The organism is Modestobacter sp. SSW1-42 (assembly GCF_046635825.1).
GTDB lineage: Bacteria > Actinomycetota > Actinomycetes > Mycobacteriales > Geodermatophilaceae > Modestobacter.
This window is the reverse complement of sequence record NZ_JBISCA010000001.1, coordinates 798,158-811,857: the sequence shown is the minus strand read 5'-3', so window position 1 is coordinate 811,857 and position 13,700 is coordinate 798,158. Positions and strand designations below refer to the sequence as shown.

The window sequence follows — 13,700 nt, the reverse complement described above, 5'->3', positions numbered from 1 at the left end:
GGTCAGCCCAGCGCCCGGACGGCGTCGGCGAAGGCGCGCCCCCGGTGGGCGTAGTCGGTGAACACGTCCATCGACGCCGCGGCCGGCGCGAGCAGGACGGTGTCACCGGGGCTCGCCAGCCGGACGGCGGCGGCCACGACCTGGGCCATCACACCGTCCCCGTACGTCACATCCGCACCCATGGCCCCATCGTCGCCGCTGGGGACCACCACGCGCGGGACCGTCGGGGCGTGTCGCGCCAGCGAGCGGGCCAGCTCCTCGCGGTCGCGGCCCAGCAGGACCACCCCGGCCAGGCGCGGGCCGACCGCGGCGACCAGCGGGTCGACGTCGGCGCCCTTGAGCAGGCCACCGGCGATCCAGACCACCCGCGGGTAGGCGGCCAGCGAGGCGCCGGCCGCGTGCGGGTTGGTGGCCTTGCTGTCGTCGACGAAGTCGACCCCACCGACCCGGCCGACCAGCACGTTGCGGTGGGCGCCGCCGGAGAAGGCGGCCAGACCGCGGCGCACCCCGTCGGCGTCGACGCCGGCGACCCGGCCGAGGGCGGCCGCGGCCATCGCGTTGACCAGGTTGTGCGGCCCGCTCACCTGCAGCTCACCGGTGCCGACGAGCACCTCGCCGGCCGGGTCGGCGGCGAAGGCCCGGTCGACGAGCGCGCTCCCCCGCACGCCCAGCTGGCCCGGGCCCGGCTCGCCGAGGGTCACGGTGACCGGGTGCGGGTGGGCGGCGACCAGCGACGCGGCGACCGGGTCGCCGGCGTCGGCGACCGCCACCGGGGCCAGCCGCAGCAGCCGGGCCTTGGCGTCGCGGTAGGCAGGGAACGACCCGTGCCAGTCGACGTGGTCGTCGGCGACGTTGAGCACGCACGCCGCGGCGGGGGCGATCGAGCTCGACCAGTGCAGCTGGAAGCTCGACAGCTCCACCGCGATCGCGTCGAAGCTGGGCCGCCCGTCGGCGTCGCGGGCGGTGACCACCTCGACCAGCGGCCGGCCGACGTTGCCGGCGGCCACCGCGCGCAGGCCACCGGCCAGCAGCACCTGCTCGAGCATGGTGACCGTGGTGGTCTTGCCGTTCGTGCCGGTCACCGCGTACCAGGGGGCCGGCTCGCCGCCGGGAGCGGCGATGCGCAGCCGCCAGGCCAGCTCGGGCTCGCCGATGACCTCGATGCCGCGCGCGGCGGCGGCGACCAGCAGCGGGTTGTCCGGCCGCCAGCCCGGGGAGGTGACCACCAGGTCGACGTCCGCGGGCGGGGCGGTGAGCGGGCCGAGCCAGCGCGCGCCGGCGGCGACCAGCTCGGCGACCGCGGCGGGCTCGCGGGCGTCGGTCAGCGCGACGCCGTCGCCGCGGGCCAGCAGCACGCGCGCGGCGGCGACGCCGGAGACCCCGAGGCCGGCGACCAGGACCTGCTGCATCACAGGCCCGTGAAGGAGAGCCAGTCGGCGTAGAACAGCCCCAACCCGAAGGCCACGGCCATCCCGGTGACCAGCCAGAACCGGACGATGACGGTGTTCTCGGCCCAGCCGGCGAGCTCGAAGTGGTGGTGCAGCGGCGCCATCCGGAACACCCGCCGCCGGGTGGCCCGGAAGAAGGCCACCTGGATGACCACCGACAGGGTCACCGCGACGAAGAGCCCGCCGAGGACGACGAGCAGCAGCTCGGTGCGGGTGACGATGGCCAGCCCGGCCATCAGCCCGCCGAGGGCCAGCGAGCCGGTGTCGCCCATGAAGATCCGCGCCGGCGAGGTGTTCCACCACAGGAAGCCCAGGCAGGCGCCCATCGCCGAGGCGGCGACCAGCGTGACGTCCAGGGGGTCGCGGACGGTGTAGCAGCCCTCGATGGCCAGGGCCGAGCTGCAGTCGTGGCCGAACTGCCAGAACGAGATGATCACGTAGGAGGCGAAGACCATCGCCGAGCAGCCGGCGGCCAGCCCGTCGAGGCCGTCGGTGAGGTTCACCGCGTTGGAGAACCCGGCGATGAACAGGTAGGCCACCGCGCAGAACAGGAACGCCGGCATGGTCAGCGGGGCGATGTCGCGGACGAAGGAGACCGTGGTGGTGGCCACGGCGGTGCCGTTGCCGTCCTCGATCAGCGCCAGCACCGCGAAGGTCAGCCCGATGAGCAGCTGGCCGACCAGCTTCGCCGTCTTGTTCAGGCCCAGGCTGCGCCGGTAGCGGATCTTGAGGTAGTCGTCGAGGAACCCGACGGTGCCCAGGCCGATCAGCAGGAACAGCAGGAGCAGGCCGGTGGCGGTGACGCCGCGGCCCTCCTGGTTGATCAGGAACAGGTGGGCGACCAGGTAGCCGAGCACGGTGGCCAGCACCATGACGGTGCCGCCCATCGTGGGCGTGCCCTTCTTGGCCAGGTGGCTCTCGGGGCCGTCGTCGCGGATCTCCTGCCCGAACCCGTGGCGCCGGAAGGCCTTGATGGCCAGCGGCGTCATCAGGATCGACACGATCAGCCCGACGGCGGCGGCGACCAGGACCGACTTCACGCGGTCACCCCCGTACGGGCGGCGAGCAGCTCGCGCAGCACCGCACGGTCGTCGAAGGGCAGCACGGAACCTCCCACCTCCTGGCCGGTCTCGTGGCCCTTGCCGGCCACCAGCAGCGTGTCACCCGGCTCGGCGAGCGCGACGGCCGCGGCCAGCGCGGCCCGCCGGTCGCCGATCTCGAGCACCTGCGCCCGCTGGTCGGCGGGCACGTCCTCGGCCCCGGCCCGCATCGCGGCCCGGATGGCCTGCGGGTCCTCCGAGCGCGGGTTGTCGTCGGTGACCACCAGCACGTCGCTCCCGGCGGCCGCGGCCGCGCCCATCGCCGGCCGCTTGCCGGCGTCGCGGTCGCCCCCGCAGCCCAGCACGGTCACCAGCCGGCCCGCGGTCGACCCGCGCAGCGCGGCCAGCGCGGTCGCGACGGCGTCGGGGGTGTGCGCGTAGTCGACCACCGCCATGAACGGCTGACCGGCGTCCACCGGCTCCATCCGCCCGGGGACGACGGTCTCGGCGATGCCGGCGAGCGCGGTCTCCACCGGCACGCCGACGGCGTCCAGCAGGGCGACGGCCAGCACGGCGTTGGCCACGTTGAAGTCGCCGGGCAGCCGCAGCCTGGCCGGCCAGCTGCGCCCACCGGGGCCGCGCAGCGTGAACGTCGAGCCGCCCGCCGGGACGGTCGCGACGTCGGTGGCGCTCCAGTCGGCGGCTGGGCCGGAGGCGTCGTCCCGACCGGCGCCGGCGGTGCTGACGGTGACGGTGCCGGGGCGGACCAGCCGCCGTCCGTGCTCGTCGTCGACGTCGACGACCTCGACCGCGGCCCGGCCGTCGAACAGCAGCGCCTTGGCCCGGAAGTAGCTCTCGACGTCGCCGTGGAAGTCCAGGTGGTCGCGGGAGAGGTTGGTGAACCCGGCGGCGGCGAAGCCCACGCCACCGACCCGGCCCTGCACCAGGGCGTGGCTGGAGACCTCCATGACCACCGCCTGCACCCCGGAGTCGACCATCGTCGCCAGCAGGGCGTGCAGGTCGGGCGCCTCGGGGGTGGTGCGGACGCTGGGCAGCTCGGTGACCACCGGCTCGCCGTCGGCGCCGCGCCCGCGGGTGCGCGTCTGCACGGTGCCGATCAGGCCGCTGGGCCGGCCCGCGGCGGCGAGCCCGGCCTCGACCAGGTAGCTCGTCGTCGTCTTGCCGTTGGTGCCGGTGATGCCCAGGACGGTCAGCTGCTCGCTGGGCCGGCCGTAGACGCGGCCGGCGACGGGGCCGAGCACGGCGCGCGGGTCCTCGACCACGCAGACGGGCACGTCGGGGTCGGTGACCGCGGCGCGGCCGGCGGCGTCGGTCAGCACCGCGACCGCGCCCCGGGCCAGCGCCTCGGGGACGTACGCGGCGCCGTGCGTGCGGGCGCCGGGGAGGGCGGCGTAGAGGTCACCGGGCCGGACGTCGCCGGAGGCGAGGGTGACGCCGGAGACGGTCACCGCGGCGTCGCCCTGCACGGGGGCGCCGGTCAGGTCGGCCAGGTCGGCGAGCGGGACAGGTCGGTTCCCCGCGGGCCGGGGAGCCGACCCGGAGGCGGTCGGGGTCACGACGACCCAATCTACCGGCGCGGCACCCCGGCGCCCGACCACCGGTCGACCTCGTGTCGCCCGGGGCGGCCGGTCCGCGGTCGGGGCGGGGATCAGTCGACCAGGAGGGTGAAGTCGGGCCGCGGCGAGCCCGAGGGGACGACGCCGCCGGCGGTCAGCGCGAACCGCATGACGTCCTTGAACACCGGCGCGGCGACCTGGCCGCCCTCGGCGTCGCTGGTGGGCCGCTCGAGGTCGACGGCGACGACGTACTGGGGGTCGTCGGCCGGGGCGTAGCCGACGAAGGTGGTGAAGTAGCCGCCTCCGGTGTAGCAGCCGCACTCGGGGTTGGCCCGCTGCGCGGTGCCGGTCTTGCCGACCACCCGGAAGCCGTCGACCGCGCCCAGCGGCGCCGTGCCGCCCTTGCCGACGACGGACTCGAGCATGGAGGTGAGCTGGTCGGCGGTGTCCTCGCTGACCACCCGGGTGCCCGCGGGCTGCGGGGTCTCGGTGACCGTGCCGTCGGCGGCGGTGACCGAGGAGACGATGCGCGGCGGGATGCGCACGCCCCCGTTGGCCAGCGTCTGGTAGACCGACGCCATCTGCAGCGTGGTCACCGACACGCCCTGCCCGATCGGCACGTTGGCCGCCCGGCTCGCGGTCCAGTCGGCCGAGGGCTCCAGGATGCCGGCGCTCTCGCCGGGCAGCTCGACGCCGGTCAGCGACCCGATGCCGAAGGCCCGGAGGTACTCCTCGAGCTTGGCGTCGCCCACCTCGCGGGCGAGCATGATCGCCCCGACGTTGCTGGACTTGGCCATGATCCCGGTGAGCGTGTAGCCCCGCGGCGGGTGGCTGCCGGCGTCCCGCACCGTCACGTCACCGGCCTCGATCGAGTCGGGGACGGTGAGCACGGTGTCCTTGGTGGCCTTGCCCTGGTCGATCGCGGCGGCCAGGGTCACCGCCTTCATCACCGAGCCCGGCTCGTAGACGTCGGAGACCACCGGGTTGCCCAGCAGCTCGGGGTCGGTCTCGTTGTAGTGCGCCGGGTCGTAACCCGGGCACGAGGCCATCGCCACGATCTCGCCGGTGTGCACGTCCTGCACGACCGCCGAGCCCGAGGTGGTCGCGCCGTCCGCGCAGGCGGCGTCCAGCCGCTGCTGGACGACGTACTGCAGGTCCTCGTCGATGGTCAGCGCGACGGTGCTGCCGTCGACGGCCGGGGTGGTGTCGTCGATGCCGGAGGGGATCGGGTTGCCGCTGCCGTCGACCTCGGTGCGCTCCTCGCCGTCGGTGCCGGTCAGCTGGTCCTCGAACGTGCGCTCGACGCCGGCCAGGCCGGCGCCGTCGGTGCCCACGAAGCCCACGACCTGCCCGCCCACGGGGCCGGCCGGGTAGAGCCGCACGGGGTCGTCCTCGAAGAGGATCCCGGCGCGGTCCTCCCGGGGCAGCTCGCGGATCAGGTCGGTGACGTCGGTGGGCACCTTGGGCTTGAGGACGACGTAGCGGCTGTCGCGGGAGAGCTTCTCGGTCAGCTCCGCCGCCGGGACGTCGAGCAGCGTGGTGAGCGCCAGCGCGGTGCGGGTCGGGTCGGCGACCGCCTTCGGGTCGGCGACCACCCGCTCGGCGTCGACCGAGTAGGCCAGCACCCGCCCGGTGCGGTCGGTGATCTGCCCGCGGACGGCCTCGATCGGCGACACCGACATCCGGTCGGCCTCGGCCGCCTGGGCGTACGCGGCGCCGTCGACGCCCTGCAGCAGGACCAGCTTGCCGACGACCACCACCAGCAGGGTGATCAGCAGCGCCAGGCCCCACCGGTTGCGCCTGTCCCGCTGGTGCAGCCCCAGCGTCGGACGGCGCCGCCGGGCACCGGGCTCGCGCCGCGGCGCCGACGCGCCCGTCCGGCGGGCCGGCCCCGGCGTCCGTCCGACGTCCCGGCGCTGGGCGGCGGGTCGGTGCGGGGGCGGCGGGCCTGCAGGGGGCACGGATCAGTTCCCGGGGGTCGGTGTGGCGGGGTCGGTGGTGGTCCCGGCCTGGGCCGGGGTGGTCCCGGTCGGCGCGGGCGCGCCGGTGGCGGGCGGGGGCGCGGCTGCCGGGGGTGTGGCCGCCGGCGGTGCGGCCGCCGCGGGGGTGCCCCCGGCCGGGGCCGGGGCCGGGGCGTTCGGGTCGGGGGCGTTCGGGTCGGGCGCCGGGACCGCGGTCCCCAGGAGCACCGAGGTGCCGTCGGGCTGCAGCACCAGGTGCGCCGGGGCGCCCGGCTGGACCAGCCCGGCCGCGGTGGCGGCGCGGGCCAGCTCGGCTGCAGTGTCGGCAGCGACGACCTGCTGCTCCAGCCGAGAGACCGCCTCGGCCTGCTGGGCGTTGGCGGCGCGCTGCTGGGTGGCCTGCAGCGAGTCGACCGCGATGGCGGTGTTCAGCGCGAGCAGCCCGAGCGTGGTGGCCAGCAGCAGGCCCACGAGCAGCGCGACGAAGGGTGCCCGTCGCCGGTGCCGGGCGGCGGCGCGGCCCGGGGTGCGGGCGGGGCTGGGCACCAGCCGCAGCTGCGGCCCGGAGGGCACCGGCCCGCTGCGCCGGGTCGGGGCGCTGCGGGGCACGTGCACCCCGCCGGTGGTGGCCCGCGGGGCCGCGGCCCGGGTGGTGGAGGTGCTCCCCACCGGCGTGCGGGCCGCGGGCGTGCGGGCGGCGGGCGTGCGGCCGGCGGGCGTGCGGGCGGGCGGCGTGCGCGCCAGCGGCGGCAGCGGGGGCACCGGCGTGCGCGGGGCCGTGCCCCGGGTGGTCGGCAGCGGCGTCCGGGGCAGCGGCGGGTGCGGCGTCCCCGGCGTCGTGCGGGCCGGCTGGCTCATGAGGCCCTCCGCACCCGCTCGGCGGCGCGGACCCGGGCCGAGGCGGACCGCGGGTTGGCGGCGAGCTCGGCCTCGCCGGGCGCCTCGCCGCCTCGGGTGACCAGCCGCAGCACCGGGGCGTGCTCGGGCATGGGCACCGGCATCCCGGGCGGGGTGCGGTCGGTCGCCTCGGCGGCGAGGGTCTGCTTCACGATGCGGTCCTCGAGGGAGTGGAAGCTGATGACGGCGATCCGGCCACCGACCGCGAGGGCGTCGATGGCGGCCGGGAGTGCCCGGGTGAGCACGCCGAGCTCGTCGTTGACCTCGATGCGCAGGGCCTGGAAGGTCCGCTTGGCCGGGTGCCCGCCGGTGCGGCGGGTGGCGGCGGGGATGGCGTCGCGGACCAGCTCGGCCAGCCGCGCGGTGCCGGTGAAGGGCTCGCGCCCACGCTCGCGCTCGATGGCCGAGGCGATCCGGCCGGCGAAGCGCTCCTCGCCGTAGACCCGCAGCACCCGGGCGAGCTCGCCGTGCGAGTACGTGTTCACGACGTCGGCGGCGGTGCGCGGGCCGGTGGGGTCCATCCGCATGTCCAGCGGCGCGTCGGTGGAGTAGCTGAAGCCGCGGGTGGGCCGGTCGAGCTGGAGCGAGGAGACGCCCAGGTCGAACAGCACGCCCTGCACCTCGGGCACCCCGAGGCGCTCGAGGACGTCGGGCAGCTCGTCGAAGACGGCGGGCACGAGGGTGGCCCGGTCGGCGTGGCCGGCGGCGGCGATCCGGGCGCCGGCCTCCGCGCGGGCGTCGGGGTCGCGGTCCAGGCCGATGAGGCGCAGCTGCGGGTGGGCCGCGAGCAGGGCCAGGGAGTGGCCGGCCAGGCCCAGCGTGCAGTCGACGAACACCGCACCGGGGGCGCGCAGCGCCGGTGACAGCAGCTCGGTGACCCGGTCGAGCAGGACGGGGACGTGCAGCGCGGGCCCGGTGGGCTCGGGGCTGCTCATCGACGGGTCCTCTCCAAGCCGGTCGGGGACGGGGGCGGCGGGTGCCCGCGGTGGGGAGGAGTGGGGGCGGTGGTGCGGGGTGGCGACCCGGTGGGGCGCCGACCCTGGCCCGCCGCCCCGCAGGGCCCGCCTGGCGTCGGGGAAGTGGCGCCAGGAGGTGCCCTGCCGGGGCGGCTGGGCGGGTGGGGCTGTCCAGCGGTGGGCGTCGAGCCGGGGGGAAGTCGGCTCGCTGCCCGGGTGCCGTCGAGCCGCGGGGAAGCAGGCTCGAAGGCGGGTGTGCGTCAGGCGGTGCGGAGGTGGGGGCGGGTGGGGCTCGCGGGTCGGGCGGGCGGGCTCACGACAGGGTGGGCATCCCCTCGCTCTCCATCGCCGCGAACGCGGCCTCCTGCTCGGCCACGTAGGCGTCCCAGGTGCCGGAGTCCCAGATCTCGAAGCGGGTGTCGACCCCGACCACGACGACGTCGCGGTCCAGGCCGGCGTACTCGCGCAGGCTGGCCGGGATGGTGATGCGGCCGGTCTTGTCGGCCTCCACCTCGACCATCGAGCCGAAGCTCATGCGCGCGTGCATGCGGGCGCCGTTGGTGTCCGAGGGCGCCATCGCCTTGAGGGCGGCGCTCTGCTCGGCGACCCGGGCCATGGTGAGGCCGTAGATGCAGCGCTCCTGGCCCTTCTTGATCACCATGCCGCCGGCGACCAGCTCGCGGTAGCGGACCGGGAGGGCGAGCCGGCCCTTCTCGTCGAGGCGCAGGGGGTAGCTGCCGACGAACACCGGATCACCCCCTGCATCTGTCCTCCTGTGGTGTCGCCGGGCACCATCCGTGGCCCCGGCCTCCCCATTGCGCGACACAGTAACCCACTGCGCCCCACCGGACACCACTCCGCCACGTGTCGCCCCCCGGCCTCCACCACCCCCCACAGCCGACCCCCAGCAGGCCCCCGACCTGCCCGGCAGCCCCTGGAGCGCCGTCCGTGCCGGGGCCGGGGCCGGACCGCTCGACCAGCCCCGAGGTGGCGATCTGCACGTACCGTGTGCCGGGTGAGCGAGAGCACGGCAGGGCTGCGTCCGGACCGGGGCACGACGGAGCTGCGCTCCGCACCGCGGCACGGGGCCGACCCGGACGCCGCACCGGTCCCCGACGTCGACGTCGCAGCCGAGGGCGGCCGGCTCGCCGAGGCCATCGGCCGGGTCGTGGAGGGCAAGCCCGACGTCGTCCGGCTGGCCCTGGTCGTGATGCTCGCCGAGGGCCACCTGCTGATCGAGGACGTGCCCGGCGTCGGGAAGACCACGCTGGCCAAGGCGCTGGCCCGCACGATCGACGGCACGGTCCGCCGCATCCAGTTCACCCCGGACCTGCTGCCCAGCGACGTCACCGGCGTGGCCGTCTACGACCGCGACTCCCGGGCCTTCGAGTTCAAGCCCGGCGCGATCTTCGCCAACGTGGTGGTGGCCGACGAGATCAACCGGGCCTCGCCCAAGACGCAGTCGGCGCTGCTGGAGTGCATGGAGGAGCGGCAGGTCACCGTCGACGGCGTCAGCTACGAGCTGGCCCGCCCGTTCATGGTGGTCGCCACCCAGAACCCGCTGGAGATGGAGGGCACCTACCCCCTCCCCGAGGCCCAGCGCGACCGGTTCACCGCGCGGGTGTCGATGGGCTACCCCGACCGGGACGCCGAGCTGGCGATGCTCGACGAGCGCGCCACCGTCGACCCGCTCACCGCGCTGCACCCGGTCGTCGACGCCGCCCGGGTGCGCGCCCTGGTCGCGGCCGTCGGCCGGCTGCACGTGGCCGAGCCGCTGCGCCGCTACGTCGTCTCGCTCGTCGAGGCCACCCGCCGCTCCCCCGAGCTCCGGCTGGGCGCCTCGCCGCGGGCCGGGCTGCAGCTGCTGCGGGCCGCCCGCGCGGCCGCCGCCCTGGCCGGGCGCGACCACGTCCTGCCCGACGACGTGCAGGCGATGGCGGTGCCGGTGCTGGCCCACCGGCTGCTGCTCACCCCCGACGCCGCCCTCGCCCGGCGCGACACCCAGCACGTCGTCACCGACCTGCTCGGGTCCGTCCCCGTCCAGCGCGGGCACTGAGCAGCCGGGGACACCCAGCACCCATGGCCCGTACGCGGCTGGCCGACGCGGCCTCCTCCCTCACCCTGCGCGGTCGCTGCCTGGTCGCGGCGGGGGCGACCCTGCTGGTGCTCGGCGCCGTGCTCGGCGAGCGCGCGCTGGTGCAGCTGGCGCTGTTCGTCCTCGCCCTGCCGGTGGTCTCCGCCGTCGGCGTCGCCCGCCAGCGCTTCCGGGTCGCCACCCGGCGCACCGTCACCCCGGCCCGGCTCCCCCGCGGTGAGGACGCCGAGGTGCTGGTCGAGGTGGCCAACACCGACCGGCGCGCCGGCGGGCTGTGGCTGCTGACCGAGCAGCTGCCGGCCGAGCTGGGCCGGCGGCCGCAGTTCGTCGTCGAGCGGCTGTCCCCCGGCGCGACCGCCCCGCTGCGCTACCGGCTGCACGGCGCCCGGCGCGGCCGCTTCGCCCTGGGCCCGCTGCGGCTGCGGCTGGTCGACCCCTTCGGCCTGGTGCTGCGCACCGCCGCCGGCAGCGACACCGCCTCGCTGCTGGTGGTGCCCCGGGTGCGGCCGCTGCAGGGCACCGGCGGGCTGAGCGGCGCCGGTGGCAACGGCGGGGAGGGCGCCCGCCGCTCGATCGCCGTCCACGGCGAGGACGACGTGAGCACCCGCGAGTACCGCTACGGCGACGACCTGCGGCTGGTGCACTGGCGGGCCACCGCGCGCACCGGCGAGCTGATGGTGCGGCTGGAGGAGCGGCCGTGGCGGGCCGCGGCCACCCTGTTTCTCGACACCCGCGCCACCGCCCACCTGGCCGGCAGCCAGGGCCGGGGCACCGCGCCCTCACCGGACTCCCTGGAGTGGTCGGTCGAGGCCGCGGCCAGCATCGGCGTCCACCTGCTGCAGCGGGGCGCCGCGCTGCGGGTGGTCACCGACGCCGGGGAGCTGACCACGCCGCTGGGCCGCGGCACCCTGGGCCCCGAGCAGCTGCTGGACCGGTTCGCCGAGCTGGAGCCCTCCCGGTACCCCGGCCTGCAGGTGGGCGTCGAGACGCTGCGCCGCACCGCCGTCGACGGCCCGGTGATCTGCCTGCTCGGGCTGGTCGGTCCCGAGGACGTCACCGCCCTGGCCCGGGCCCGGTCCGGCCCCGGCAGCGACGTCGCGGTCGTGGTCGACGCCGCCTCCTGGCTCGACGCGGGAGCCACCCGCAGCCGCCGTCCGCTCTCCCCCAGCGCCCGGGTGCAGGTCGTCGAGCGCCAGGAACAGGCGGTCGCGCTGCTGCGCTCGGCCGGCTGGCAGGTCCTCGCCGTCCGCCCCGACCAGACGATCGAGCAGGTGTGGAGCCGGCTGGGCGGGCAGCCGTCGGCCGCCGGCGCCGCCACCGGCGTGGTCCACCCCTCCCCCCACCTCTCCTCAGGAGCACCCGCATGACCCGCCCGACGGACGAGCTGAGCCGCCCCCGGCAGGGCAGGGCCGGCACCGCGGTCGCCGCCGCCGTCGCCGTCCTGCTGGGGTCGTTCGCGCTGGAGCCGGTCTTCGCCACCCTGGGCTGGCTCCCGCCGATCACCCTGGCGGTGCTCGCCGTGGGGCTCGGCGGCGTCGTGCTGCGCGCCGGCGCGCAGCACCTCGGCGACCGGGTGCCGCGGCTGGCCGCCCCGGCGCGGGTCCTCGTGCCGGTCGGCCAGCTGCTGCTGGTGCTGGTCGTGCTCACCATGGTGTTCGCGTCCACGGACGCCTGGGCCGGGCTGGTGCCCACCCCCACCAGCCTCGGCGACCTCGCCGGGCTGCTGGCCGACGGCACCGACGAGATCCGGGAGCAGGGCACCCCGGCGCTGCCGCTCACCGGGCTGATCGCGCTGACCACGGTCTTCGTGGCGCTGGTCGCGCTGGCCGTCGACCTGCTCGCCGTGCCCGCCCGCCAGCCCGCGCTCGGTGGCCTGGGCCTGCTGGTGCTGTACTGCGTGCCGGTCAGCACCATCACCGGCGACGTCGCGCTGATCTCCTTCGCCGCCCCCGCGGCGGGGTTCGCCGTCCTGCTGTGGGCCGACCAGCGCGGCCGGCTGGTCGAGGGCGCCCGCGCCGGCAGCGGCTCGGCCCTGGGCACCGGCACCCTCCCGGCGCTGCGCACCGGCGTGGTCGCGCTGGTCGCCGGTCTGCTGCTCCCGGTCCTGGTGCCCACCCTGTCGGAGGGGTCGCTGGCGGCCGGGCTCGGCGGCTCGGGCACCGGCAACGGGCTCGGCACGGCGCTGGACCCGGTCGCGGAGATGGCCGGCCAGCTCAACCGGCCCGAGGCCATCGACCTGTTCCGCCTCGACGCCTCGGTGCCCGACCCCGGCTACCTGCGCTCGGTCGCCCTGGACGAGTACACCGCCGACCGCGGCTGGGGGCTGACCAACCTCAACGGCCAGGAGTCGATCGCCGACGACGCCACCCTGGCCCCGCTGACCGGCGGACAGACCGCCCGCCCGGTCCTCGCGACGGTCACCGTGCTCGAGCACGACGACGTCTTCATGCCGGTCCTGTACTCGCCGCTGTCGGTCCAGCTCGAGGACGGCGACGCCGAGGACTGGCGCTTCGACGCCGACGCCCGCACGGTCTTCGGCCGCGACACGACCACCGCCGGGCTCACCTACCGGCTCAGCGCCCAGCAGCCCGAGCCCTCGGTCGAGCAGCTGGACGCCGCCCCGGACTCCCCCGCCGACGCCGACGCGATGGAGCGGTACACCGCGCTGCCCGACCTGGACCCGACCGTCACCGCCCTGGCCGACGAGCTGACCGACCCCGGGCAGGCCCCCTACGAGCGGGCCCTGGCGATCCAGCAGTACTTCGCCGACCGGGACAACGGCTTCGTCTACAGCCTGTCGACCACCCCGGGCACCACCGGCGACCGCCTGGTCGACTTCCTGCGGCTCAAGCGCGGCTACTGCGAGCAGTACGCCGGCGCGATGGCGGTGCTGGTGCGCGCCGCCGGCGTCCCGGCCCGGGTGGTGCTCGGCTACACCCCGGGGCAGGAGCAGGAGGACGGCACGCGGCTGGTCACCACCGACGACGCGCACGCCTGGGTCGAGGCCTGGTTCAGCGGGCTGGGCTGGATCCCCTTCGACCCCACCCCGATCGCGGCCAACCGGGCGGTCGACCTGCCCTGGGCGCCGCGCACGGAGGCCACCGACGACACCGCCGTCGACCCGGTCACCCCTCAGGTCGAGGCCCCGGTGCCGGCCGCCCCGACCGCGGAGCTGGACCGGGACGACGAGCCGGTGCCGACCGCCGCTCCGCTGACGCAGCCCACCCGTGACCTGACGCCGTGGCTGACCGGGGCCGCAGGCGCCCTGCTGCTGCTGGGCGTGGCCGCGCTGCCCTGGGCCGCCCGCCGCCGGCAGCGTTCGGCGCGGCTGGCCGACGGCGGCCCCGGCGCCCTGTGGGACGAGCTGCTGGCCACCGCCAACGACCTGCACGTCGAGGTGCCCGGGACGACCACGTCCCGCCAGCTCGCCCGGCAGCTGGCCGAGCGGCTCTCCGGCGCCGAACCGGCGGCGGTGGCCGCCGTGCGGACGCTGGCCCTGGCGCAGGAGCGGGCGGTCTACGGGCCGCCTGCCACCGCCGGTGACCGGGACCCGGCGCTGGCCGCGGCGCTGCAGACGGTGCGGCGGGCGATGCTGCGGTCGGTGTCGCGGTCGCAGCGGCTGCGGGCGGTGGTGTGGCCGGCGTCCACGGTGGGCACCGCGGCCCGGTGGCTGGCGGCTCGCACACCCGGCCGGCCGCGTCCGGCCTGAGCGGGGCCGAGCCGCCG

10 protein-coding genes are annotated in these 13,700 nt (G+C 76.9%); 3 read left to right on the top strand and 7 right to left on the bottom strand.

Going from position 1 to position 13,700, the window contains the following annotated elements; genetic code table 11:
* Positions 1-2: 2 nt before the first annotated feature.
* From murD to mraZ, 7 genes are all read right to left on the bottom strand, one after another.
* Complete coding sequence (gene murD / locus ACGBYP_RS04015) at positions 3-1,409, bottom strand: UDP-N-acetylmuramoyl-L-alanine--D-glutamate ligase (RefSeq protein WP_411581967.1); 1,407 nt, start codon at positions 1,407-1,409, stop codon at positions 3-5.
* Entirely contained in the window at positions 1,409-2,488 is a 1,080-nt protein-coding gene (mraY, locus tag ACGBYP_RS04010) for a phospho-N-acetylmuramoyl-pentapeptide-transferase (protein WP_411581966.1), read from the bottom strand. The genes murD and mraY overlap by 1 nt, the downstream gene beginning before the upstream one ends.
* Positions 2,485-4,065, bottom strand: coding sequence for a UDP-N-acetylmuramoyl-L-alanyl-D-glutamate--2,6-diaminopimelate ligase (locus ACGBYP_RS04005; RefSeq protein WP_411581965.1), 1,581 nt, complete (start codon positions 4,063-4,065; stop codon positions 2,485-2,487). Before ACGBYP_RS04005 ends, mraY begins: the two co-directional genes overlap by 4 nt.
* A gap of 92 nt (positions 4,066-4,157) precedes the next feature.
* Positions 4,158-6,026, bottom strand: coding sequence for a peptidoglycan D,D-transpeptidase FtsI family protein (locus tag ACGBYP_RS04000; RefSeq protein WP_411581964.1), 1,869 nt, complete (start codon positions 6,024-6,026; stop codon positions 4,158-4,160).
* Positions 6,027-6,029: 3 nt separating this feature from the next.
* Positions 6,030-6,884, bottom strand: a complete 855-nt coding sequence (locus tag ACGBYP_RS03995) for a hypothetical protein (RefSeq protein ID WP_411581963.1) — start codon at positions 6,882-6,884, stop codon at positions 6,030-6,032.
* Positions 6,881-7,858, bottom strand: coding sequence for a 16S rRNA (cytosine(1402)-N(4))-methyltransferase RsmH (gene rsmH / locus ACGBYP_RS03990; protein WP_411581962.1), 978 nt, complete (start codon positions 7,856-7,858; stop codon positions 6,881-6,883). Before rsmH ends, ACGBYP_RS03995 begins: the two co-directional genes overlap by 4 nt.
* A 334-nt stretch (positions 7,859-8,192) precedes the next feature.
* Positions 8,193-8,627 carry a division/cell wall cluster transcriptional repressor MraZ gene (gene mraZ, locus ACGBYP_RS03985; RefSeq protein ID WP_411581961.1) on the bottom strand — a complete coding sequence of 145 codons (435 nt, stop codon included), beginning with the start codon at positions 8,625-8,627 and terminating at the stop codon, positions 8,193-8,195.
* Between the two features lie 267 nt (positions 8,628-8,894).
* On the opposite strand from mraZ, the gene ACGBYP_RS03980 reads away from it, so the two are divergent.
* Genes ACGBYP_RS03980 through ACGBYP_RS03970 form a run of 3 tightly spaced genes read left to right on the top strand, consistent with a single transcriptional unit; the run spans position 8,895 to position 13,683 of the window.
* Positions 8,895-9,935, top strand: coding sequence for an AAA family ATPase (locus ACGBYP_RS03980; protein WP_411581960.1), 1,041 nt, complete (start codon positions 8,895-8,897; stop codon positions 9,933-9,935).
* Between the two features lie 23 nt (positions 9,936-9,958).
* The gene (locus ACGBYP_RS03975; RefSeq protein WP_411581959.1) at positions 9,959-11,341 is read left to right on the top strand and encodes a DUF58 domain-containing protein; all 1,383 of its coding nucleotides are present in this window, start codon (positions 9,959-9,961) and stop codon (positions 11,339-11,341) included.
* Positions 11,338-13,683 carry a transglutaminaseTgpA domain-containing protein gene (locus ACGBYP_RS03970; protein WP_411581958.1) on the top strand — a complete coding sequence of 782 codons (2,346 nt, stop codon included), beginning with the start codon at positions 11,338-11,340 and terminating at the stop codon, positions 13,681-13,683. Before ACGBYP_RS03975 ends, ACGBYP_RS03970 begins: the two co-directional genes overlap by 4 nt.
* The last annotated feature ends 17 nt before the right edge of the window (positions 13,684-13,700 follow it).

What these genes read in the sequence shown, in the direction of transcription:
- ACGBYP_RS03975 (WP_411581959.1), top strand. Translation starts at nt 9,959, where the DNA reads ATGGCCCGTACGCGGCTGGCCGACGCGGCCTCCTCCCTCACCCTGCGC.
- murD (WP_411581967.1), bottom strand. Translation starts at nt 1,409, where the DNA reads ATGCAGCAGGTCCTGGTCGCCGGCCTCGGGGTCTCCGGCGTCGCCGCC.
- rsmH (WP_411581962.1), bottom strand. Translation starts at nt 7,858, where the DNA reads ATGAGCAGCCCCGAGCCCACCGGGCCCGCGCTGCACGTCCCCGTCCTG.
- ACGBYP_RS03995 (WP_411581963.1), bottom strand. Translation starts at nt 6,884, where the DNA reads ATGAGCCAGCCGGCCCGCACGACGCCGGGGACGCCGCACCCGCCGCTG.
- ACGBYP_RS03970 (WP_411581958.1), top strand. Translation starts at nt 11,338, where the DNA reads ATGACCCGCCCGACGGACGAGCTGAGCCGCCCCCGGCAGGGCAGGGCC.